The 23,201-nt window shown below is 64.4% G+C and carries 19 protein-coding genes and 2 tRNA genes; 11 read left to right on the plus strand and 10 right to left on the minus strand.

Features of this window, described 5'->3' with window-relative positions; genetic code table 11:
- Both A8G08_RS17650 and A8G08_RS17655 read right to left on the minus strand, forming a co-directional pair.
- On the minus strand, nucleotides 1–264 hold a 264-nt coding region (locus A8G08_RS17650; protein WP_187344484.1), incomplete at its 3' end, for an NAD(P)H-dependent oxidoreductase.
- Entirely contained in the window at nucleotides 261–1,358 is a 1,098-nt protein-coding gene (locus A8G08_RS17655; RefSeq protein WP_068276932.1) for an LLM class flavin-dependent oxidoreductase, read from the minus strand. The genes A8G08_RS17655 and A8G08_RS17650, both read right to left, overlap by 4 nt.
- A gap of 780 nt (nucleotides 1,359–2,138) precedes the next feature.
- Between A8G08_RS17655 and A8G08_RS17660 the strand changes: the two genes are divergently transcribed.
- Together A8G08_RS17660 and A8G08_RS17665 are read left to right on the plus strand one after the other, a co-directional pair.
- Nucleotides 2,139–6,143 carry a DUF3427 domain-containing protein gene (locus tag A8G08_RS17660; protein ID WP_068276934.1) on the plus strand — a complete coding sequence of 1,335 codons (4,005 nt, stop codon included), beginning with the start codon at nucleotides 2,139–2,141 and terminating at the stop codon, nucleotides 6,141–6,143.
- A 319-nt stretch (nucleotides 6,144–6,462) separates the two neighbouring features.
- Entirely contained in the window at nucleotides 6,463–7,476 is a 1,014-nt protein-coding gene (locus A8G08_RS17665; protein WP_068276972.1) for an alpha/beta hydrolase, read from the plus strand.
- 10 nt (nucleotides 7,477–7,486) lie between these two features.
- On the opposite strand, the gene hisC is transcribed toward A8G08_RS17665, so the two are convergent.
- Nucleotides 7,487–8,581: a histidinol-phosphate transaminase gene (gene hisC, locus A8G08_RS17670; protein ID WP_068276936.1), complete on the minus strand. Its 1,095-nt coding sequence runs from the start codon at nucleotides 8,579–8,581 to the stop codon at nucleotides 7,487–7,489.
- Nucleotides 8,582–8,703: 122 nt separating this feature from the next.
- On the opposite strand from hisC, the gene A8G08_RS17675 reads away from it, so the two are divergent.
- The 4 genes from A8G08_RS17675 to A8G08_RS17690 all read left to right on the plus strand — a co-directional run bounded on the left by A8G08_RS17675 (nucleotide 8,704) and on the right by A8G08_RS17690 (nucleotide 12,166).
- The gene (locus A8G08_RS17675; RefSeq protein WP_068276937.1) at nucleotides 8,704–9,420 is read left to right on the plus strand and encodes a dienelactone hydrolase family protein; all 717 of its coding nucleotides are present in this window, start codon (nucleotides 8,704–8,706) and stop codon (nucleotides 9,418–9,420) included.
- Nucleotides 9,421–9,529: 109 nt separating this feature from the next.
- Nucleotides 9,530–9,619, plus strand: a tRNA-Ser gene (locus A8G08_RS17680).
- A gap of 68 nt (nucleotides 9,620–9,687) precedes the next feature.
- Nucleotides 9,688–9,760, plus strand: a tRNA-Arg gene (locus tag A8G08_RS17685).
- A 180-nt stretch (nucleotides 9,761–9,940) separates the two neighbouring features.
- Nucleotides 9,941–12,166 carry an MMPL family transporter gene (locus A8G08_RS17690; protein ID WP_245672876.1) on the plus strand — a complete coding sequence of 742 codons (2,226 nt, stop codon included), beginning with the start codon at nucleotides 9,941–9,943 and terminating at the stop codon, nucleotides 12,164–12,166.
- 51 nt (nucleotides 12,167–12,217) lie between these two features.
- On the opposite strand, the gene A8G08_RS17695 is transcribed toward A8G08_RS17690, so the two are convergent.
- The 4 genes from A8G08_RS17695 to A8G08_RS17710 all read right to left on the minus strand — a co-directional run bounded on the left by A8G08_RS17695 (nucleotide 12,218) and on the right by A8G08_RS17710 (nucleotide 14,622).
- On the minus strand, nucleotides 12,218–12,568 hold the full coding sequence (locus A8G08_RS17695; protein ID WP_157108632.1) for a hypothetical protein: 351 nt from the start codon (nucleotides 12,566–12,568) through the stop codon (nucleotides 12,218–12,220).
- Nucleotides 12,569–12,588: 20 nt separating this feature from the next.
- Nucleotides 12,589–12,873: a hypothetical protein gene (locus A8G08_RS17700; protein WP_157108633.1), complete on the minus strand. Its 285-nt coding sequence runs from the start codon at nucleotides 12,871–12,873 to the stop codon at nucleotides 12,589–12,591.
- Between the two features lie 28 nt (nucleotides 12,874–12,901).
- Nucleotides 12,902–13,147 carry a hypothetical protein gene (locus A8G08_RS17705; RefSeq protein WP_068276945.1) on the minus strand — a complete coding sequence of 82 codons (246 nt, stop codon included), beginning with the start codon at nucleotides 13,145–13,147 and terminating at the stop codon, nucleotides 12,902–12,904.
- A gap of 233 nt (nucleotides 13,148–13,380) precedes the next feature.
- Nucleotides 13,381–14,622, minus strand: coding sequence for a TetR/AcrR family transcriptional regulator (locus tag A8G08_RS17710; RefSeq protein ID WP_084436442.1), 1,242 nt, complete (start codon nucleotides 14,620–14,622; stop codon nucleotides 13,381–13,383).
- Between the two features lie 204 nt (nucleotides 14,623–14,826).
- On the opposite strand from A8G08_RS17710, the gene A8G08_RS17715 reads away from it, so the two are divergent.
- The 4 genes from A8G08_RS17715 to A8G08_RS17730 all read left to right on the plus strand — a co-directional run bounded on the left by A8G08_RS17715 (nucleotide 14,827) and on the right by A8G08_RS17730 (nucleotide 18,882).
- Entirely contained in the window at nucleotides 14,827–15,678 is an 852-nt protein-coding gene (locus tag A8G08_RS17715) for a MaoC/PaaZ C-terminal domain-containing protein (protein ID WP_245672877.1), read from the plus strand.
- Complete coding sequence (locus A8G08_RS17720; protein ID WP_068276953.1) at nucleotides 15,678–16,823, plus strand: acyl-CoA dehydrogenase family protein; 1,146 nt, start codon at nucleotides 15,678–15,680, stop codon at nucleotides 16,821–16,823. The genes A8G08_RS17715 and A8G08_RS17720 overlap by 1 nt, the downstream gene beginning before the upstream one ends.
- Nucleotides 16,820–17,860: an acyl-CoA dehydrogenase family protein gene (locus A8G08_RS17725; protein ID WP_068276956.1), complete on the plus strand. Its 1,041-nt coding sequence runs from the start codon at nucleotides 16,820–16,822 to the stop codon at nucleotides 17,858–17,860. The genes A8G08_RS17720 and A8G08_RS17725 overlap by 4 nt, the downstream gene beginning before the upstream one ends.
- Before the next feature lie 167 nt (nucleotides 17,861–18,027).
- On the plus strand, nucleotides 18,028–18,882 hold the full coding sequence (locus A8G08_RS17730; protein ID WP_068276960.1) for a mycofactocin-coupled SDR family oxidoreductase: 855 nt from the start codon (nucleotides 18,028–18,030) through the stop codon (nucleotides 18,880–18,882).
- Here A8G08_RS17730 and A8G08_RS17735 read toward each other — a convergent pair.
- Together A8G08_RS17735 and A8G08_RS17740 are read right to left on the minus strand one after the other, a co-directional pair.
- Entirely contained in the window at nucleotides 18,869–19,765 is an 897-nt protein-coding gene (locus A8G08_RS17735) for a glycerophosphodiester phosphodiesterase (RefSeq protein WP_068276963.1), read from the minus strand. The two genes, A8G08_RS17730 and A8G08_RS17735, sit on opposite strands and share 14 nt — an antisense overlap.
- Nucleotides 19,716–21,452: an alpha/beta hydrolase gene (locus A8G08_RS17740; protein ID WP_068276966.1), complete on the minus strand. Its 1,737-nt coding sequence runs from the start codon at nucleotides 21,450–21,452 to the stop codon at nucleotides 19,716–19,718. Before A8G08_RS17740 ends, A8G08_RS17735 begins: the two co-directional genes overlap by 50 nt.
- Nucleotides 21,453–21,586: 134 nt before the next feature.
- On the opposite strand from A8G08_RS17740, the gene A8G08_RS17745 reads away from it, so the two are divergent.
- Entirely contained in the window at nucleotides 21,587–22,309 is a 723-nt protein-coding gene (locus tag A8G08_RS17745) for a CPBP family intramembrane glutamic endopeptidase (protein WP_425394573.1), read from the plus strand.
- A 103-nt stretch (nucleotides 22,310–22,412) separates the two neighbouring features.
- Here A8G08_RS17745 and A8G08_RS17750 read toward each other — a convergent pair.
- Nucleotides 22,413–23,201, minus strand: a 789-nt coding sequence (locus A8G08_RS17750; protein WP_068276969.1) for a lipase family protein, incomplete at its 5' end; no start/stop codon positions are given.

Here is a 23,201-nt window from a genome sequence, read left to right on the forward strand (position 1 = left end):
GAAGATCGGCGTGACCGCGATCAGTCCGTCTGCCGTGGTGACCTGCTCTATCGCCTCGCGCAAACTCGGCGGCGCGAACCCGGTGACGAGGTTGTTGGCCAGATCGTGTGCGTGATCGCGCAATTCGATGACGTCGACCAGCGGTGTGCGCCCTGCCGATTCGAGCCTGCGTGTGGTTGCCGCCGCCAACCGGTCGGCCAGCAGTCGGGTCGACGACGGCTGGCTCAGACCGGCGGAGACGACGGTGATGCGGGGAGTTGTCACTGTGCTGTTTCCTTCTGGGGTTCACGCGCGGCCGCAACAAGCGCGGTGTGGGTCGGCCCGTCCGGGACATGCGCCGGCCGCTCCGCGTCGAACTCCTTGCGCAGCACCGGAACAACTTCCTCGCCGAGCAGATCGAGCTGCTCGAGGACGGTCTTCAGCGGCAGGCCGGCGTGGTCCATGAGGAACAGCTGGCGCTGGTAATCGCCGAAGTGCTCGCGGAAGGTCAGCGTCTTCTCGATGACCTGTTGCGGGCTGCCCACGGTGAGCGGAGTCTGGTCGGTGAATTCTTCGAGCGACGGGCCGTGACCATACACCGGCGCGTTGTCGAAGTAGGGCCGGAACTCGTTGACCGCGTCTTGGGAATTCTTGCGCATGAACACCTGCCCGCCGAGTCCGACGATCGCCTGATCTGCGGACCCGTGCCCGTAGTGCTCGTAGCGCCGGCGGTAGAGCTCGATGAGCTTCTGGAAGTGATCTGTCGGCCAGAAGATGTGGTTCGCAAAGAAGCCGTCGCCGTAGTAGGCGGCCTGCTCGGCGATTTCGGGGCTACGGATCGACCCGTGCCACACGAACGGCGGTACGTCATCGAGCGGACGCGGTGTCGAGGTGAAAGACTGCAGCGGAGTGCGGAACTTCCCCTCCCAGTCGACGACATCCTCGCGCCACAGGCGGTGCAGCAGGTGGTAGTTCTCAATGGCCAGCGGGATGCCGTTGCGAATGTCCTGCCCGAACCACGGGTAGACCGGCCCGGTGTTGCCGCGCCCGAGCATGAGGTCGACCCGCCCATCCGCGAGGTGCTGCAGCATCGCGAAATCCTCGGCGATCTTCACCGGATCGTTGGTGGTGATCAGCGTGGTCGAGGTCGAGAGCAGCAACTTCTCCGTGCGCGCGGCGATATAGCCGAGCATCGTGGTCGGCGACGACGGCACGAACGGCGGATTGTGGTGCTCACCAGTGGCGAACACATCCAGCCCGACCTCCTCGGCCTTCTTCGCGATGGCGACCATCGCCTTGATCCGCTCGGCCTCGGTCGGGGTGCGGCCGGTGGTGGGGTCGGTGGTCACGTCACCGACGGTGAAGATGCCGAACTGCATGAGGCCCTCCTAGTAATTCAAGTTTCAATCACACTAACGGGCGGAGCTGAGCAGGTATTCCAGGGAGCACGGCGGTACCCTTGTCGTCGCCGCATTCGTGCAGGTCGCGATGGCTTTCCCCTTGTCCCGGCCTCTCCGCCGCAGTAAAATCGACAGACCAACCAGAGTGCGGTACGTCCGACTGCAGAGGGTCGTACACATTCGCAAGAGCCCGGCCGACTGGATCCGGATCCATCGACCCCGGGGGACTGAATACGCACAACGGTGCGGTTGAAAAGACGGATGTACCTAAGCGCTACACCCGCAAAAAGTGAAGAGCCGTCAAGACTTTGGACGTGAAGCCGACCATGCCGGCCAGCATGGCCACCGCTACGGCGGAGACGGCGCCGGTTGACACCCGACGACGCCGACCGAAGCCCACAAGCCTGACTCTCGATGGAGGCGCCCGGTTCCCCGACCGAGCGCCTTTGTTGTGTGTAGAAGTGAGCAACTTCAGCTTGCTGAGCGAGTTCTCCGCCCGTGTACGTTGCGCTAAGAATCTCGTGTGCGCTGCCGCCACCTAGGAGCGTTCGCCGGGATCGTCCGCCTGTTGAAGAACCTTCAGCCCTCGTTGCTACTTGTTGTCTGTGGCCATCGCCATAATGCGGTGGTGCAGTCGATCCGTCGGGACCAAGTTGATGTCGACCCCAGCGGCGATCACTGCCGCGATGACTGAACCGAGGTCGCAGTGCTCGTCTCCTCCGATGAGAGATGAAATCCAGTAGATAGGTACGCCCATCGATGACGACACAACAGTCTCCGTTTTTCGACCGTTCTCAGACTGAGTGGATCGCAGCCAATCGGTCTGCCTTCGCTATATGGGACAACTACCCAGTGTCTCCAGGGCATGCATTAGTCGTTTCGCGGCGACAGTTAAGCGACTGGTGGGAAGCAACTCCCGGCGAGCGTGCCGATATGTTCGAGCTCCTTGACGTTGTTCGATCCGAGATCGAAGCTTTGCACAAGCCGGATGGCTACAACGTCGGCTTCAACGCAGGTGCCGCGGCCGGCCAGACCATCGACCATCTGCACATCCACGTCATTCCGCGATACACCGGTGATGTACCGGATCCGATAGGCGGAGTTCGGAACGTGATCGCGGGCCGCGGCAACTATCTGGGTGACACTGATACTGACCAAAGGTCCACTGTCACAACCACCCTTGAACTCGATGCTGCGACGCCGGTTCTGGTTGACGGACAAGTCCGGCTCCTGCTGCCTGAGCTTATCGACAGACTTCGCACTGTTCAGTTCGACCGAGTCGACATCGTGGTCAGCTTTATAAAAATGTCCGGACTTAGCCTGCTTGTGGGCGCACTCGAGGACGCAATCGAGCGCGAAGCCGAAGTCCGGATCCTCACGACGGATTATCTCGGCCTAACCGAACCGGCGGCACTATCCCGGTTGCACGACCTGATGGAGGACAACCCGGACAAAATCGCGGTTCGTATCTTTCACGATCCCGTCGTTAGCTTCCACCCCAAGGCCTATTTGTTCTACTCGTCATCGGAACGCACTGGGGCCGCATTTGTCGGTAGCAGCAATATGAGTGGGCAAGGTCTCAGCGGTGGGATCGAGTGGAACCTTCTCGTAGGGGCGGTCAACGAATTGAGGGATCGGTTCTTGGCGTTGTGGCTCGATCAGCGCAGCTTGCCTTTGACTGACGAGCTCATCGCGTCATACGAACCCGCACCTGCATACGTCCCCGAAGTCGTCGAGGTGATCGAGCCACCGGTGGAGGCTCCAGCGCCGCGTCCAATTCAGGAGGAGGCACTGCGGGCGCTGGCGCAGACACGGACAAACGGATTTCGCGCCGCTATGGTCACCATGGCGACGGGGCTGGGTAAGACCTGGTTGGCCGCGTTCGATACCGCGCAATTCAGCGCCGGGCGGGTTCTCTTCGTCGCGCACCGTGAAGAGATCTTGAAGCAGAGTCGCGACGTATTTCGGCGGGTCCATCCGAACGCCACGATGGGCTTGTACTTCGGTGGTGAGAAGCAAGCTGACGCTGACTTTGTATTTGCGACTGTCCAGACCCTCTCGGGCGCGCTCGACCGTTTTGCGACTCGATCATTCGATTACCTGGTAGTCGACGAGTTCCATCACGCTGCAGCGTCAACGTACCGCAGGGTGCTCGATCACTTCACACCTCACTTTCTGCTCGGCCTGACTGCCACACCCGAGAGGATGGATGGCGCGGACTTGTTGTCGCTGTGCGCTGACAACTTGGCCTTCGAGTGTGATCTTGTCGAAGGCATTCGTCGAAACGAGTTAGTGCCGTTCCACTACTGGGGCATAACGGATCCCGTCGACTTTGAGCCAATCCCATGGCGCAATGGACGATTCGATCCCGCTGCTCTGGAGGCTGCGATCGAGACGCAGGAACGAGCGCAGTCAGCCTTCGACGAATGGCAGTCCCGTCGCGGCACGAGGACATTGGCATTTTGCGCATCAAAGCATCACTCGGATTTCATGAGTGATTACTTTCGTGAGCGAGGCGTGCGGTGCGCCTCCATCCACAGTGGCCCGACAAGTGCGCCGCGGCGCCAGTCCATTGAAGAATTGCGCAGCGGTGCACTGGAAGTTGTGTTCACCGTCGACATCTTCAACGAGGGTTTGGACGTCCCTGACATCGACACCGTGCTTATGTTGCGGCCGACAGAGTCGCCGGTCATCTTCTTGCAGCAATTGGGCCGCGGGCTCCGGATTCAAGAAGGCAAGCAGGTGTTGACGGTCATCGACTTCGTTGGCAACCACCGTTCCTTCCTGCTGAAGCCGCGGACACTGTTGAGTTTGGGGCGGCGCGAGGCTCCGACGACTCTGCAGGTACTCGCAGCCCTTGAAAGCAAGGACTTTTCCCTCCCAGAAGGCTGCTCCGTCGACTACGACCTGGACGTCGTCGAGATGCTTCGTGCGCTGTCGCGTACTAGCGCTAAAGATGCGATCGAAGAGTACTGCCGCTCGTACATGGAGGAAGAAGGGCTGCGCCCGACCGCGGCTCAAGCGTTCCGTGCGGGGCATGACCCGGCAGCGGTGACGGCCAAGTACGGCAGCTGGTTCGCCTTCCTCCGAGTAGCCGAACTTCTTGGCGACCGGGAATCACGTGTGGTCGACGCCTACGACGGTTTATTGCGTGCTGTTCAGGTCGAGCCCACAACGAAGAGTTACAAGCTGGTCGCCATCCGGGCTCTTCTTCACGACGGTGCCCTGCGTACCGGTGACGACATCGGACACAACGCTGAGACGTCGCGCCATATCTTGCTCGCGGATCCTCGCCTCGCGCATGAGATCCCGGTCAAGGAGTTCTCCGACCTGGCCGCCGCTCCAATTGACAAGTGGACGCAATATTGGCGAAAGTGGCCGATCGCCCACCTCGCCGGCAACGGTTCCGATCGGCCGCGACCGAACACCCTGTTCCGCCTCGAGGGGGACAGGATCCTGCCGACATTCGCAGTCGATGAAGAATTCGGCGAACTCTTTGACTCGCTGGTGGCCGAGATTGTCGAGTACCGCCTTGCCAGTCACGTTCTCAACAAAGAGACGCCGACTACGCGGTCGTGGACGTGTCGGCTGGCGTACTCGGATGGTCACCCGGTAGTGCGACTCGATCGTCGTCAGAGGCCGGACTTGCCTACCGGCGACGTCAACTTCATCGCGGAGGGCATCGAATACGACGCATCATTTGCCAAGGGCGCGGTTTCCTTTGCGACGCGCAACGACACTGCAGGCAACGCGTTGCCAGGCCTGTTACGAGGGTGGTTCGGCCCATCGGCAGGGCATCCAGGTTCATCTCATCAGGTGAAGTTGGAACAGATCGGTAGCAGATTCGTTCTGCACCCAGATCAATCTGATGGGGCCGATTCTGAAATCGACCCCGTACCACTGTTCGTCGATTACACGGTCGCATGTGGGCCCAACGCGCGGACGTCCTGGACTGATCACGCAGCGACCGAGGTACCGATCCGACGGCGCGGCGGTCAGCACCTGTCTGCAGCGAATCACTTTGTGTGCTTTGCGAAGGGCGACTCCATGGACGGTGGGACCAAGCCGATCAAGCACGGCGACCCGCTGCTGTTCGAATGGATCAGCGGTGGGTCGGCACGCGACTACATCGACCAGGCCGTACTGGTCGAGACGTCCGGCAGTTCTGGCACCTCCGGAACGTTGAAGATACTTCGAAGGGACCGCGGCGGGTACGTCCTCGAGTCGAACAATCCAGCGGTGGCGCCGATCCCCGGCCGGTCCGACATGAGGCCAGTCGCCCGGCTGGTGTCAAAGCTGGATCAGGCGGACATCAATCCCCTGGCATCGCGGATAGGTGAGCAGCTCAAGAGCATGGAAGTTCCGTCGCTGTACGGCAAGGAGTACAACCCGGGAAACTGGCGCTCGGGCCATGTCTCGTTGGACAAGCACGCGATCCTGTTCGTCTCGTTGGAGAAACGGGCTGACAGCACTCAATACACCGAACACTTCGAAGCTCCTGACATCTTTGTATGGAGCTCTCAGCTATCGACATCGCCCGAGGGAAAGAAAGGCAGAGAGATCCTAGAAGTGCTCGAAACTGGTAAGTCGATCGAACTCTGGATGCGCCGGAAGCGCTACGACGCCACATTTACTTATTTGGGGCGAGTGGTACCTCTCGGACACGAAGGATCCAAGCCGATGTTGGTGACATTCCGACTACTGACCCCGCTGACAGGTGAGCTTCAGTCGCGCCTTGGCTTGCAGCGGCTCACCAGCCCGTGAGCTGGCTATCGGGAGATGGCCCGCGGGATGTCGGCGACGTGCGTGAAAGCTCATCACCCGGCGACCGTGGGTTTGAGGGGGTCCCGCTGATCCTCGCAACCGCCTAACTCGAGCGACCGACTCACTTCGCTCCACGATTGTTCCTGCACTGCAACACAAATCACACACCACCCCCGTTTCACATCCGCCACGCCGGGGTAACCACAGGTCAATCGCGGTGCCGCGCGTTGACTACTGCGGCTCGCAAACAACTTGGATACGCTGACAGCGGTCGGGCACCGGGTGCTGCTCGGTAGTCACCCGGGGGAGAGTGATTGCTTTGCGTCGAATGGCTGTTGTCGCTGCGTGCTTTGCGGCGGCACTCGCATGTGCGCCAACTGTGGTAGCGAACGCTGCGCCGATCGACTCCGGTTCCGCCGAGGGTGATCCACTGGTTGTGCCGGATGCGCCGCACGACGCCGGGGTCACCTCGGTGACCAAGATCAGTCCCACGCAGTCTTCGGTGTTCGTCTACTCGCCGGCGATGAAGCGCGATGTGCAGGTGCAGGTGTTGCACCCGGTTTCCAGCGCGTCGCGCCCGTCCTATTACCTACTTGATGGCGTTGACGCCGATCCCCGTCAGGCTACGTGGCTCGAAAAGACGGACATCGCAAGGTTCTTCGAGAACAAGAACGTGAATGTTGTTCTGCCGGTTGGGGGTGCGGCGAGCTACTACACGGACTGGAAGTCGATCGACCCGGTTCTCGGCGTCAATGCTTGGGAAACTTTCCTCACCAAGGAACTGCCGCCGATCATCGACGCCGAGTTCCACGGCACCGGCGCGAACGCTGTCGGCGGGCTCTCGATGGGCGGCCACGCCGCGATGAACCTCATCACGCGCCACCCAGACCTCTACCGAGGTGTCGCCGCCTTCAGCACCTGCGCCAACTCGTTGGACAGCAATGCGCAGCAATCGGTTCGGGCGACCATCGCATCCCGCGGTGGTAACGCGACCAACATGTGGGGGCCGGACAACGATCCCGACTGGGCTCAACACGACCCGGTCACGAACGCGAATGCGTTGCGGGGCAAGACCGTCTACATGTCGGTCGGCAACGGGCAGTTGCGTCCCTCGGACCTCGATTCAAGCGCGGCATTGCTTGACTCGGCCACTGGAATCGGACTCGAACTGCTGACGCTGTCTTGCACCCGCCTGTACCAGGCGCGCCTCGATTCCATCGGCATCCCAGCGACTTTCGTCTACCGCCCGGTCGGGACGCATTCGTGGCCGTACTGGCAGGACGACCTGCACGCCTCTTGGCCTACGGTGGCCAAGGCGCTGGGCACCAGCTAAAGGCGTACCGTCAGCCGGCGGACGCGGCCGACCCTGCGTACTCCGCGACGATCGCCGACTGGCCGGCGAAGGCGAGGAACGCGTCGTTCTCCTCGGGATCGCCGATCGTGACTCGCACACCGTCGGTGCCATAGGGCCGAACGAGGACGCCCGCCTCCGCGGATGCCTCGCCGAACGCCGCCGCCCGCTCGCCGAGCGGGAGCCAGACGAAGTTGGACTCCGTCGGGGGCACGTCATACCCGATCTCGATCAGCGCCGCCCGCACGCGCGCACGCTCATCGACCACGGCATGCGTCCGGTCGAGCAGGGCGGCCTGCGCATCGAGCGAGGCCATAGCCGCGGCCTGGGCGAGGCGGTTCACGCTGAATGGGATGTGCACCTTCGCGAGCGCGGCGATGATCTCGGGATCGCCAACCGCATAACCGACACGCATACCGGCCAGGCCGTACGCCTTCGAGAAGGTCCGCAGCACTACGACATTCGGACGTCCGCGGCCGAGCTCGATGCCGTCGGGCGCATCCGCACCGGGAATCCGCAGGTACTCGAAGTAGGCCTCGTCGAGCACCACCAGTACGTTGGCCGGCACCGAATCCAAGAAGCGCTCGAGCGCTGCCCGGCCCACCGCGGTTCCGGTCGGGTTGTTCGGGTTGCACACGAACACGAGGCGGGTGCGCGGGGTGATTGCCGCGGCCATCGCGTCGAGGTCGTGCACGTGGTCGGCGGTGAGCGGCACGGTCACCGCGGTCGCGCCAACCACCTGCGTCACCACCGGGTACGCCTCGAACGAGCGCCACGCGTACAGCACCTCGTCGCCAGGACCGGCGGTGATCTGCGCCAGCTCCTGGCACAGCGCGACGCTGCCGCAGCCAATCGCGATCTGTTCGGGCGCAACATTCAGCCGCTTCGCGATCTCGCCGACGAGCTCGGTGTTGCGGTTGTCCGGGTACCGGTTCACGGTCTGCGCGGCCTCGGCGATCGCGTCCGCGACGCCGGGCAGGGGAGCGTGCGTTGTCTCGTTGCTCGCCAGCTTGATCGCGCCAGGGAAACTGCGTCCCGGGACATACGACGGGATCGCGGCAAGGTCGGGACGAATGCGTGCGCTCACCGGACCAGTATGGCTGCTCGCGCTCGGCGCTCGATGCGCAGGTCATGCAGGTCACGGTCTGTAAGGCGTCGGTCCGGATACAAATTCGCGCGCAGTGGCGGTTGAGTCCCTACGCTTGTTCCATGCCGGGCTTCTTCACCGACAGCGCAGCGCTGCGGTCCGACGACGAGGACGCTGTGCGCACGGACACCGTGCCCGTCACGGCCATCGAACCGGAGGGGCATGCGCGCGGCGGGATCGTTGTGCTGCACGAGTCGCGCGAGTTCACCCAGGCCATACGCGACCTGCTCGCGTCCCTGGCCAACGAAGGCTGGATCGCTGTCGCGCCCCACCTGTTCCATCGCGAATCGCAAAAATCCGAGGCCGGGGTGTTCGGCGACAACCTGTTCGACGACTTCGACGCCTGCTTCGACTGGCTCACAGCGCGCGGTGTGTACCCGGACTGCATCGGGGCGCTGGGCTTCGACGATGCCGGGACCGCGGCGTTCCTGGTCGCGACGAATCGACCGATCGGTGCGGCGGTCAGCGTCGCAGCCCGGGGGATCACTGTGGCCCTTAATGACGAGGCGCCGGCATTGCTCGAGGCCGCACCCGAACTTCAGGCACCGTGGCTCGGCCTTTACGGCGCGGACGACCCGGAGACGCCGGCCGAGGAGGTCGAGCGACTGCGCGACGCTGTCGCCACCGCATCGGTCGCGGCGCATGTCGTCAGCTACGAGGGGTTGCAACACCGTGCGGACCGGCCCGACGAAGCCGACGAGGATTTCGACGAGAGCACCGATCCAGCGGTGGATGCGCAGACCCGGATCTTCGACTGGTTCGACGCGAACCTGCGCTAGCCGACCTGGCCTTTAAGCCCGGTAGCAGCCGATTTGGTCTACCGGCGGTGGGCTGTGTAACCTTTCACCTCGGCGGTTCGAAAGGACCGGTTGCCTCGCAAGGGGCTCAGGAGGCGTGCCAGAGCGGCCGAATGGGACTCACTGCTAATGAGTTGTCCCTTCACGGGGACCGGAGGTTCAAATCCTCTCGCCTCCGCCACAGTCCGGTGCTACGGCACCGGCCAGCGTTACCGTAGGTGCTTCGGCACCTACGACAACTGAAGACGAGCGCCCGTAGCTCAACGGATAGAGCACTTGACTACGGATCAAGAGGTTAGGGGTTCGAATCCCTTCGGGCGCACGCAAAGAAACCCCCTCTCACGAGGGGGTTTCTTTTTGCACCGCGCCCACTGGTCGAATTGGCTTGCCCGTCAGACCGATTCGATTGTTAACGCGCCGTGCAGGCGGATCACCCCAGCTCGGGGCTTGTGGTGAGAGACATACGGCCCGTATATATCCACGAATGAGTACGGATGGGCGCGTGGCAAGCCCCGAAGCGGTGGGGACTGCGAAGCGGATGCCGTTGTTGCACCGGTGGGGCTTGCTGGTCGCGCGCCGGCGCCGCCTGGTGATCGCGATCTCGGTGGTGGTGCTGGCTGGATGCGCGCTGGCGTTTCCTGTCCTGCAGAGCCGCCTGACCGCGATGGACTTCACGGTGACGGGCTCGGAATCGGCGCGCGTCGACGAACTACTGCAAGAGCAGTTCCCCGAGCTTGGGGCAGAGCAGAACGTCATCGTTGTCGAATCGACGGCTGGATCGATCAATAGCCCAGAGTCGCGCAGCGCGGTCGACAGTGTCGTCAGTGCCGCAGAGCGCGTCGACGGAGTGACCGGGGTTATCCGGCCGTTCCCCGGCGGTCCGCCAATGCAGGTCGCGCCGAACGGCAGCGCCGCCATCGTGGTGGTGGGTCTCGAAGGCCCTATGGCCGATCGCGCCGTGGTGGCGCGCCATCTGCAGGAGGCGGTCGAGGACGTCGACGCACCCGGGATCGAGGTCAATGTGACCGGCTACTCGCCGGTGCAGAACGACCTTATGGAGATCGAGAACGCCGATGTGGCCCGCGCCGAGTCCTTCGGTCTCCCGGTCGCAATGATCGTGCTCGTTCTCGCACTAGGTGCGCTCGTGGCGGGGTTCCTGCCGGTTGGCATCGCCCTGGTCGGCGTTCTGCTCGCGGCGGGCGCCATGTTCACGCTCTCGCACGTCACCGATTTCGACTCGCTCACGATGGCCGTGGCCACGATGATCGGGATCGGTGTCGGAATCGACTACGCCATGTTCATCGTCAGTAGATTCCGCGAAGAACTCGCCGTGCTGGGCGTGACTACGCGCGAACAACGCGAAGAGATCGCCGAGGCGGTCGCGCGTAGCTCGAGCACCGCTGGAAAGACGATCATCGCGTCCGGAATCATCGTGATGATCTCGCTGTGCGCACTGGTCATCATCAACTCGCCGATCTTCCGCGGAATCGCGATAGGCGTCGCGACGGCTGTGACCGCGATGCTGATTGTCGGAGTTACCTTGCTCCCGGCCGTCTTGGCCGAACTCGGACCGGCGGTCAACCGAGGCGGAATTCCGAAGCGCTTCCAGCCGACGGAAATTTCCGCCAACTCCGATGTCATGCAAGGGCGCTGGGCGCGGTGGGCCAGGACGGTGATGGCCCGCCCCGTGGTGTTCGGCGTAGCGTCCGTCGCGATTCTCGTTTTCGCCGCAGCACCGATCTTCGGTATGCGATACGGCGTCGACATGGGGATGTCGGCGCTCGATGACAAACCCTCCGGACGTGCGGCAACCGCACTCGCCGCCAACTTCTCATCGGGAGCCATTGCCCCCATCGAAGTGATCGCAATCGGTCAGAACGATGCCGCGATGACTGATGAGGAACGCGCTCGCCTGACCGTCTTCCTGAACACGATGGCGCGTGATTCGCGCGTCGAGGCAGTTCTGCCCGCAGAGTTCAGCGAGGGGTACGCCAGTGCTGCCGCGATACCCGCGGTCCCGTTCGACTCCGAGGCCGCGATCGGGCTCGTCAATGACCTGCGCACGGCCGCGGAGCGGGCCGGGGCACAGGGACCGGAGATCCTGATCGGTGGCAGTACGGCGGAATTTGTGGATCTGGATGAGGAGATGACCGCCAAGCTGCCGCTCGTCATCGCGTTCGTGCTTGCGGTCTCCCTCGCCTTCCTGATCGTCGTGTTCCGCAGCATCGCGTTGCCGATCAAGGCGATCCTGATGAACCTGCTCGCAACAGGCGCGGCACTCGGCATCACCGTCGCCGTATTCCAGTGGGGCATAGGCGAGTCAGTGCTGGGCTTCACGAGCCCCGGCTTCGTGCAGACCTTCCTGCCCACCCTTGTCTTCGCTGTCTTGTTCGGGCTGTCGATGGATTACGAAGTGTTCCTCATTCGCCGCATGCGGGAGTTCTGGGAGACCACCGAGGACAATGAGTACGCCGTTGCCGCCGGAATCGCGCACACGGCTCGGCCGATCACTGCCGCTGCCGCGATCATGGTCATCGTTTTCGGCAGCTTTGTCACCGCAGATGTATTGGAACTCAAGCAGATCGGGTTCTCGCTTGCGATCGCTGTAGCGATCGACGCGCTGCTCGTGCGCCTGGTCCTCGTGCCGGCGTTCATGAAGCTATTCGGCAAATGGAACTGGTGGCTGCCCGCGTTCAGGAAGTCGCGCGACACCGCGCCGGCGGGGTAGCGGGCTGGCGCCCACGGCCGCCATCGTCATCGCGGCCACACCGCTGCTCGTTCAAGGTTGTCTCCAGTCGAGATCTTCGTCTTGTGTGATCAGCTCGAACATGAAGTCGTAGTACTGCTGGGTGCTGATGATCTCGGCCTCGACGCCGGGTATGTGCTCGCCGTCGAGGACGCGGATACCGAGTTCATAGCCGCGCTCAGCGCGAGCTTGTACGTCGTCCGAATGGGTTTCTCGGATGGAACGCTGCATCGCCGACGTTCTCGCGGCCTCCTCGGTAGCGGCGGTTTCTCGCCAGTCGTACACCGAGTACCAGGCATCCCAACGACCGTCCGGACGCAACTCAGTCAGAATTGAGTGCGTGACATGCATGCGCTGTCCCGGAGCCCATCGATTATTGGACATCCGACCTCCTGCTTCGTGGCTCAGATAACCGTGAAGAGTGGCGGCATTCCGCCGGAGCAGATGCCAATCGGCACCAGGTAGCCGACTCCACGTGCCGGCACCGTCCCGATCATCGGGACCATCGAACCGTCGGGACAGAACCCGTACCCGACAAAGCTCGTCGGCATATCGGACTGGTTGGTGCAGAACTGCGCGTAGCACGACACCCCGAAAGGCAACGCGGAGGCTGTTCCCGACCCGGCGACTAGACCACCCGCCGCCATCGTCATCGCTGCAAGTGCTGGGAACAGCCAGTTTCTCGACATGGCCTGACTCCGTCCTGCCCGACGTGGATCAATACGTGTACGGCTGGCCCGGCTTGGACCCATCAGCGCAGGACGCGGTCGCCTGCAGGACGCCCATGCCATGGGCCGGAACGAACGCGGTCACCGGGATCGCAGTGCCATCCGGGCAGGTCGCGTAACCGGTGACGGAAGCGCCGAAGTCGGAGTTGTTCGTGCAGATTTCGAATACGCATGTCACCCCGGGAGCGAGCGCCTCAGACGTGCCCCCGGCGGCGAGAAGGCCGCTCGCTGTCATCGTCGTGACTGCCAGGACTCCGAATGGAATTCTTCTCGACACGGCTCCGGCTCCCCTCGCTCAGCGCCCGTTGTGCGTGCGTTTTGCTTGGAAGAAACGAATCTTACGCCGAATGCCGCTCTCTGACCTGGGCAAATGAACAAATCGGCGAAAACTATGCTCCGGTGAACGGGATCGTCTGTGCTGACGGCGCCCAAGCGTGGTGCGCTGCGCGATCAGCAAACCCCACGCAGCTAGCTGCTCGCGGGCGGCGTGGCCAGGACCGCGTGCGCGAGTCGGGCCAGGTCATCGGCAAGATGCGGGCGGCGCGCGAGGCTGCGTGAGCGAACCGATTCGGTCACCATGCCGGTCACCGCGCGAATAACCACGAGTGCCTCGTTGCTCGATAGATCGGGCCTGACCGTGGCCAGGCAATGCGACCATTCCTCGAAGAACAACTGCTGGGCGCGGCGGCGCTGTGCCTTCGCGGCGTCGTCGATGTGGTGGTACTCGGTGGTGCTGACGGCGAACAGGTCAGCGTTGCTCACCGCGATCCGAATGTAGTTCTCCAGCAGCCGATCCAGTGCGTCTTCACCCGAAGTTGCCACTGTCAGTGCCTCATTCATGCCGATGGTGACGCGCTCGCTCGTCCGCACGATCGCGGTGGCGAGGATGTCTTCCTTGTTCTTGAAGTGCCGGTACGGCGCGGCCGCGGTAATCCCGATCGCCTCGGCGATCTCGGCCATCGACACCCCACGGAATCCGCGCTCACGGAACAGGTCAATAGCGGTTTCGAGGATCTGTTCGCGCCGCGAGGACCTTTGCCAGCCGCCCTTGGCGGGAATGCTGATCGATTCGTCGGTGAGCGGCTGGAGGGACTGGGACAGCATGGCGTTCATGGCGGTGGCGGCGAGTTGAACCACGCGCTGCCGCGGCACATTTCGCAGTGCATAGGCCATACCGGCCAGCGCACCACCGCCCGCACGCACATAGAGTCCGGCGTCCTTCGGATTCAGGTTCGAGTGCGCCGCGACAATGGTCGGAACGCACCGTTCGCCGAGCGCGATCCAGCGCTTGCTCACCTGGGCGAAGTTGTCCGTGGACAGGCTCCACATGTGTCGCAGCGTCACGGTCAGTTCGGCAGGGTTGTCGAGCGCAACCCCGACTACCGCGTCGATGACCCGCTGTCGGGTCAGGTCGGGACCGGCGTTTTCGGCGTCGGCGAGGGCTGCATCGGTGGCTGCCAGCAGGCGATCGAGGAACTCGACGCCGATCGCGAGCAGGATCGCTTCCTTGCCTGCGACGTGCCGATACAGCGCGGGACCGCTCACACCGATGTCGGCGCCGATATCATCGATGCTGACTCCCGTGTAGCCGCGTTGCTGGAACAGCTTCGCCGAGCGACGCAGGATCTCCGCACGGCGCTCCGCGGCAGGCAGTCGAGTCGATCGCGTGCGACCGTTCGCCTTCGGGTCACGCACTCCGCGTGGACTCATCGGGCGATCGCCCGTCGTGAACGGTCCTTCATGTCCGAGATCGTACCGTATCGCTTGTCAGTAGCAGATGGGCGGTTCGGCGTTAACGAGCATTGACGTGAGGGATTGCGACCCTTAGCATCGCAACGGATCCGGGACTGTGCGTCCGGACACACTCACACGTCCGTCGGGCCCGGCGATACGCAAGGGAGCGTCCATATGCCAATGAAGTTCGAAGCAATCGGCGCAGACAACGGCTATGGCGAGGTCACCTGGACTCACAAGGACGCGATCCTCTACGCGCTCGGTGTCGGCGCGGGCCAGGATGATGCGCTGTCCGAATTGCAGTTCACCACAGAGAACTCGCAAGACGTGACGCAGCAGATGCTCCCGGCCTACGGCGTTGTCCTTGGCATGACCTACGGCACGCGGCCCGACATCGGTGACTACCACCTCTCCCAGGTGCTGCACGGTGAGCAGTCATTCGTCGTGCACAAGCCGCTCCCGATCGCGGGCAGCGCGAAGATCGGCACGGTCACCACTGGCATCTATGACAAGGGCAAGGGCGCCCTTGCGGTGCTCGAGTCGACCGTCGCGGACGCCGCGACCGGCGAGGTCTGGGTGACCTCGCAGACCGGGCTCTTCATCCGCGGCGAGGGCGGATTCGGCGGTGACCCGCAGCCGGTGGTCGAGTGGAGCGTGCCCGAGCGCGACGCCGACATCGACGCGTCCTCGACCATCCGTGAGGACCAGGCGCTGCTCTACCGCCTCTCCGGTGATCGCAACCCCTTGCATTCGGATCCGAAATTCGCTGCCATGGCGGGCTTCCCGCGGCCGATCCTGCACGGCATGTGCACGTACGGCGTGACGGGCCGGCTGCTTATCAATGCGCTGTGCGGCGGCGACGCGAGCCGGGTCAAGGGCATGGGTGGCCGGTTCAGCAAGCCGGTTATGCCGGGCGAGACGATCACCGTCTCGGTCTGGAAGCAGGATGGCAGCGCCGTTTTCCAGACCCGCAATTCCAATGGTGACGTGGTGCTAGACCGCGGCACGTTCGACTACACAGAGGCCAACTGATGACCACGGAACAGCCCGTTTCGGAGTTTCGCGCTCGGGCGCGAGCATGGCTCGCGGAGAATGCGCCGTCGTTCCCGCGCGACGATTTCTATGGGGACGCGCGCACGGTCCAGGGCCTGATGCAGGCCGCGGGATTCGCGGGCATCACCTGGCCGGTGGAATACGGCGGCCAGGGCCTCACCACGACCGAGCAGCGCGAATGGGACGAGGAGTCGCAGGCCTACGACGTGCCGGTCGACGTGCTCGCGATCAGTCTGGGGATGGTGACGCCGATCCTGCTCGACCTCGGAACCGAGGAGCAGAAGCAGCGCTACGTCACCAAGCTGGTGCGCGGTGAATACATTGGCTGCCAGTTGTTTTCCGAGCCCGCCGCGGGTTCGGATGTCGCCGGACTCCGCACCCGCGCGGTGCGTGACGGCGACGAATGGGTGATAAACGGCCAGAAGGTGTGGACCACGCACGCGCATCAGGCCGAGGTCGGGATCCTGCTGGCGCGCACTAATCCGGATGTGCCGAAGCACCAGGGCATCACGATGTTCGTCATCGATATGCACGCGCCTGGCGTGACGGTGCGACCGCTCAAGGACATGAGCGGCGCCAGCAAGTTCAATGAGATTTTCTTCGACGATCTGCGCCTGCCCGCGGGTTCGGTTGTGGGCGAGGTGGATCAGGGCTGGGCCGCCGCGGTGCAGATGTTGCGCCACGAGCGTCTCGCGCTCACCGCGCGCCGGACGCGGACGGACAATCCCGCGTCGTATTCGTCACTGGCGCAGGAAGTTCGACGTGCCGGGCGTGCCGATGATCCGATCGTGCGGCGCACCCTCGCACAGATCTATATCGGTGAGCGCGTCGGCGAATTGTTCTCCGCGCGGATCGCGGAGGAGATCAAGGCCGGTGGGGATCCCGGGCCGCGTGGCTCGGTTGGCAAGCTCGCCGGCGGACGGCATGCCCGGATGCTCGCCGACGCCGTGACCACGATGTTCGGCAGCGGCGGCACGGTGTGGTCGGCCGACGATGCGTCCGGCGCCGCGCTGTCCCAGATCATCGCTACGGCGCCAGTGCTGCGGATTGCCGGTGGCACCGACGAAATCCAGCGCAACATCATCGGCGAGCGCCTGCTCGGCCTGCCCAAGGAGCCGAAGTGATTCTCAACCAGACGCAGGATCAGCTCGAACTGCGCAGCGCCGTAAGCAAGTTCATCGATGGCGTCACGCCGCTTTCCGCTGTACGTACGGCGATGGAGTCCGAACTCGGCTATGACGCCGCGGTGTGGCGGCGGCTGTGCGGCGAGTTGGCCGTGCCCGCGCTCGCGGTGAGCGAGGAGGGTGGCGGTGCCGGATTCGGCATGCCCGAACTTGCCGCCGCGATGCAGGAATTCGGCGCAGGCCTGGTGCCCGGCCCGCTGTTCGGCTCGGGCGTGCTCGTTGCGCAGGTGCTCGACGCCATCGGGGACAAGGTGCTGCTGCCGGAGGTCGTTGCCGGTACGAAAATCGCAGCGTTGGTACAGGATTCGTCGCTTCGTGCCGACAATGGCACCGTGACCGGCGAGGCGTTCGGCGTCCTCGATGCGATGGCTGCCGACGTGTTCGTGGTCGTCGCCGGGCTCTCGGTCTACGCGGTGGATGCCACTGCGGACGGAGTGACGCGCACAGCGCTCGAGACGCTCGATCCCACCCGGCGCCAGGGCGCGGTGTCGTTCACTGACGCCGTCGCATCGGAGCTCGGTCCGGCCGAGCGGGTGGCGCACGGTATCGACCGGGCGACGGTCGCACTGGCCGCGGAGCAGGTCGGTGTGATGGAGCGCAGCGTCCGGCTCGCGGTCGAGTACGCGAAGGTGCGCGAGCAGTTCGGGCGCAAGATCGGCTCGTTCCAGGCAGTGAAGCAGGGCCTGGCCGACATCTACGCGAGCTACGAGCTGGCGGCGAGCGCCGTCGCCTACGCGGCGTGGGTTGCCGACAACGAGCCGGACCAACTGGCGGTCGCCGCGAGTGTCGCGAAGGCCTATGTCGGTCCGCAGGCGTTCCAGGCGGTGAGCCAGATGATCCAGTACCACGGCGGCATCGGCTACACGTGGGAGCACGACGCCCACCTGTTCTATAAGCGGGCCAAGACCAACGAGACGTTGCTTGGCACCGCCGACGAGCATCTCGAGCGGATCGCCGCTGCACTGCTCGACGACTAGCGGATTACGACCCGGTTCGGCGCCCTTCCCGGGGGCAAATTGTGTAAACGGGGGCGAAGTCTTGCCCCCGGAAGGAAGGTTTGCACCCGGGAGGGCGCGAAATCGGCACTAGAACACGTTCCAGTTCTGCTGCTAGCCTTGGCGGCACAGGCTTGGAAGGAGCGGCAGTGGCGGCAACGGACGGACCCCTCAGCGGGCAGGTGGCATTCATTACCGGGGCTGCGCGCGGCCAGGGCCGCGCCCATGCGGTTCGGCTGGCGAGCGAGGGCGCGGACATCATCGCCATCGATATCTGCAAGCCGGTCTCCGACACCATCACCTACCCGGCTGCCACCTCGGAGGATCTCGCCGAGACGGTCCGCGCGGTTGAGGCCACCGGGCGGAAGGTACTGGCTCGCGAGGTCGACGTCCGTGACCTTGCTGCTCTGCAGCAGGTCGTCGCCGATGGCGTCGAGCAGTTCGGTCGGCTCGACATCATCGTGGCCAATGCCGGTGTACTGAGCTGGGGCCGGATGTTCGAGATGTCCGAGGAGCAGTGGGACGCCGTTATCGACGTCAACCTGAGTGGCACCTGGCGCACCATCCGTGCGGCCGTGCCGGCCATGATCGAGGCGGGCAACGGTGGCTCGGTCGTCGTCGTCAGCTCATCGGCCGGCCTGAAGGCCACCCCGGGCAACTCGCACTACGGCGCGTCGAAGCACGGCGTCGTCGCGCTCACGAACGCATTGGCGCTCGAGGTCGGCGAGTTCGGCATCCGGGTCAACTCCATCCACCCGTACTCGGTCGATACCCCGATGATCGAGCCGCACGCGATGATGGAGATCTTCGGCAAGTACCCGACCTACATCCACAGCTTCTCGCCGATGCCCTACGTTGCGGTGAACCACGACGGCAAGGAAGGGCTGAAGGAGTTCATGCAGCCCACCGAGGTTGCCGACGTGGTGGCGTGGCTCGCCGGCCCCGGCTCGTCGACGATCTCGGGCAGCCAGATCGCCGTCGACCGCGGCACTATGAAGTACTGATCGCCAGACCCTCCGGGTCGTCTGTGGTGATCTGGTCGACACGCAGGTCGAGGAGTCGGGTGATCGCGGGCCGTGCGTCGGCGTCCGCTCGGGCGATTGTGTAGGCATCGATCCGGCGACCTGCTTCGTGGAACGCGCCGACCAGGTCGTGACCGCGTCGGTCCGCCTCGAGAACCAGCGCGTGGTGGAGGTAGATCATCTCGGCCCGCGGCGCAGCGTTGACGGCGTCGGCCACGAACCGGTCGAACTCGCCCGAGCGCAGGACCCGCCGGATCGCGCCACGATGACACGGGTCGTGGCCAATGCGGACGTCGGGGACGCGCTCGGTGAGCAGAGCCACCGCGACGGCGTCACCACAGGACAGGATCGTGTGGCGCCGGATCGGTGCAACCGCGCGCGCGAACGATTCCAAGGCCGTCTCGTTCAGATCCTCGGCGGTCTGTTTGAAGTCCAACTGCAGTAGTGCCTCGGGATGGATCCCGGTCCCGGCGAGCAGGCTGGGAACGTCGTCGAAGATCAGCACGTGGGCGTCGGTCGGACGCCCGGCGGCATCGCGAAGCCGCAGCGAACGAAGGTGGTCGGCGGTATGTGCGCCGACCCGGCCAGTGCCGGTTGTTGCGCGCCGGAGCTGGCGATCATGCAGGACAGCGAGCCGAGCGTCGGCGGTGAGCATGAGGTCGATCTCCACACTCGCACCCGCGCGCATCCCCTCGGCGATGCGGCGGGCGGTAAACGCGGTATCGCCGAACCGGCGCCGGGCGCGATGCCATTTGATCCAAGTCCGGTGGCCGTCGCGTTCGAGGAATGTGGGTGCGTGCTCGGCGTCGAAAGCGCTAGTTCCCGTCGCGAGACAACAGCGGCAGCAACTTTTCCGTCTTTGCATCCGTCCATCCCGGCGGCTGCAGGATCTGCGTCCATGAGTACGGAATTGCCGACATGTAGTCGTGTCCGTGCCCATCGGGGACGTTCGTAGACACCGCCATATCTGCCGAAACCTGTAGGAAGGTGACGAACGGAGCCCACTGCATTGCGTCGAGCACGTCAGGCCCGGGGGGCTCCTTCAGCCAGTCCGGCTTGTTCAGGAGCAGGCGCGGCGACCACCACGTGATCGGGTCACTCGCGTGCTGCAGGTACACGACCCGGTCCTTGCCCCAGGGTGAGTCGGGGCGCGCGAGATCGGCCTGATCGGCGGCGAAGCGCACGATCGCGCCGTCCTCGAATATCGGCAGAATCTCGGGCGTGCCGGGCTCGCGTTGATTCGTGGTGTCGCGCCACAGCGAATTGTTGAACGTCGGACCGGAGAACAGCGCACCGTCGGTGCGGGCGGCGATATCCGGGATCGTGCCGAACGCGGCCTCGCCACCGAATGAGCCGAGACTTTCGCCGAACACCACCAATTTCGGCCGTTCCGCCTCCGGCATCGCTTGGATTCGGGTCGAGACCGCTTCGAAGAGTGCCAGACCGGCCTGTCGGGCGCGTTCCTTGTCGACCAGGAACGAGATCCAACTCGGAAGATAGGAGTACTGCATGCTGGCGAGCGCGGTATCGCCGTTGTACATGTACTCCAGCGAGTCGATGGTGGCCTTGTTGATCCAGCCGCTGCCGGTGGTCGCACCGACCGCGACGACCTTGCGCTGGAAGCCGCCGGTCCGCTCGAGTTCGCGGGCAACGAGGTCGGCCCGATCCTTGAGCGAGTCGGCCGAATCGAGACCGGCGTAGGTCCGGATCGGGTCTAGCGCGGGAGCGCCGTTGAACTGCTCGAGATCGGCCTTGGTTGGGCCCTTCGAGATGATGACGCGTCCTTCGCGTCCGAGCGAGTCCCAGGTGACCAGCGACCCTGGGCCGCCCGAGCGCAGCGGCGAGGTCGGCGGCACAGAATCGGCCTTCGTCTCGTTGTTCGCGGCGGCGAACGAGGCGTTGAGCGCGCTCATGCCCTTCTCCGCGACGACGCCGTTGAGTACCAGCACCGTCAGGGTGATCGCCACGGCGGCCCCGATTGCACCGGAAATTCGGGGCGGTATGTACCGGCTCAGCCACCTGCTCAGGCGCTTGACGCCCGTGCCCCACAACTGTCCGAGCGACATCAGCACGAGGAAGACCAGGACCGTGAACAACACGACCAGTACGTAGGACGTCCAGGCCAGCCGCTCGACGCCCATCAGATCGCGAACGTCGTTCTGCCACAGTGCGAATAGAGAGAACATAATGGCGGTTCCCGCGACGGCTACTACCCCGAGGGTCAGCCATGCCCAGCGGGGTGGGCGCGGCCAGGGTTCGTCGCGCGAAACGAGGAAGCGGGCCAGCCAGGTGAGGAACACGCCGATGCTGTAACCGATTGCTGCAGACGCCCCGCTGACCAGGCCTTGGAACAGCGGGTCGCGTGGCAGCAGCGAGGGCGTCGCCGAGAGCCAGAGGAAGATCAACGCGACGATCAGGCCGCCGAAGGCATATCGCCGCGCCCATCGATGCAGTCGGCCGCCGCGCGCTGTCGAGGGTGGCTTCTTGCCAACGGGCGCGGGTATCGATTCCGGGACAGCAGACCCGTGCGTATCGACCGACTGCTGGACCATGGAACCCCCTAGAGAGGTGACCGAGCCAACATAGTATCCGTACAGGCGCGCAATGAGCGGTGTGAACAGAGGTTCGCGTATTGGCCGAATTCGTCGAAAGTGGTCGCGGCAGCGACGAGCATGCTGCGGCGGATATCGGTGGCGCACCGATTCGGCCGCGCCGGCCGCTCGTCTTTGTCGCGGCGGTCGTTGTCGTCCTGATCGCGACGAATCTGATTGCGCACTTCACGGGTTCTGTGGCTGCGGATTTCGCCGTGCCCGTGATGTCCGTTCTCTTGGTGTTCGGCGCCCTCATGGCCGGGCTGACCTGGGCGGATCTCGGGTTGACGCCCGCACAGCTGAAAGCCGGCATCCCCTACGCGGTCGCCGCCGTCGTCATCATCGCCGCCATCGTGGCGATCGCGGTGGCGATCCCGGCGACGCGCGAATTCTTTCTGTCGAGCCGGTACGACAGCACGTCGGAGGCGGCGTTTGCCGCGCTGGTGATCATCCCGCTGCAGACCGTGCTGCCGGAAGAGTTGGCATTCCGCGGCGTGCTGCAGGGGGCATTGATGCGCTGCTACGCGCCGCGCGTCGCTTTGCTCATCGGCGCGGGGTTGTTCGGACTGTGGCACATCAGTTCGTCGTTGGGCCTCACCGAGGGCAATGCCGGGCTGAGCGATTCCCTGGGCAGCGGCACCGCCGGGCAGATTGCCGGAATCCTCGGAGCCGTTGCTGCGACGACGTTTGCCGGGCTCGTTCTCGGCTGGCTGCGGCTGCGTAGCGACAGCCTCCTCGCGCCGATTGCGCTGCACTGGGCGCTGAATGCGACGGGCGCGATCGGCGCCGCCGTCGCGTGGCAACTCAGCGGAGGCTGATCGGCCCGTTCACGGTGCGAAGTGTGTCTATGGGGGCGAAGTTTCGCACCCGGGACGAAGGTTTGCATCCGTATGGGGACGCACAAGAGGCGTCGTCAGTCGGTCAGCGGCAGTTGCTCGGCGCAGGGACGCCGCGGAAGCGGGCGTCGAGATAGTCCAACGCAGCGGGCAGGCCCAGCACAGCGGCGGTCAGGTGATCCGGCACCGGGAACGTCTGCGACTCCACCGGAACGCCGGCCGCGCAGTACCGGCCCATCGTGTTGACGATCGAATCGATCGGGATCAGTCCGTCGATCGGCGAATGCCATTCGTACACCGGGATATTGGGCACGCCGCGGTACAGCTCGAGGCTGTTCTCATCGGCGATGGCCCAGGCCTTCGGGTCGGTGGTCAGCTGCAGCGAGGACGCCAGCTGGGGCACGCTCTGGCCGGCACCCGCAACGAGGATGTCGTTCGTGCAGGCGTTGGCCATGCGGTTCCGGATGTCGACGCCGAGCGGATTTAGCTGCGCACTGAACGGGAACCGATCCGGGTACTCGCGCTCCAGGCCGATCGCCGCGGCCATCGCCAGGCCGAAGACCGGATGCGGGGCATCGCCGAGGGCACGCGCCATCTTCGTGATGTTCGCCGGTACGCCGCCCTCTGCGGCGCCGACGATGCGCAGTTCGGGTGCGTAGGTAGGGGCGAGCGCTGCCGCCCAGCCGGTCGCCATGCCGCCACCCGAGTAGCCGGCCATTGCGATTGGGCTGTTCGCCATACCGAATTCGTTCACCCGCTTGGCAGCGCGGATGCCGTCCAGGGTGATCTGGCCGCCGAGCTTTGCCGCGCCGTACGCGGAGTTCGGCCCGAGGTGATCGGGCAGCAGGATCGACCAGCCGCGGACAAGTGCAAT

Origin of the sequence: Aldersonia kunmingensis, assembly GCF_001646865.1 — a bacterium.
Classification (GTDB): Bacteria; Actinomycetota; Actinomycetes; order Mycobacteriales; family Mycobacteriaceae; genus Aldersonia; species Aldersonia kunmingensis.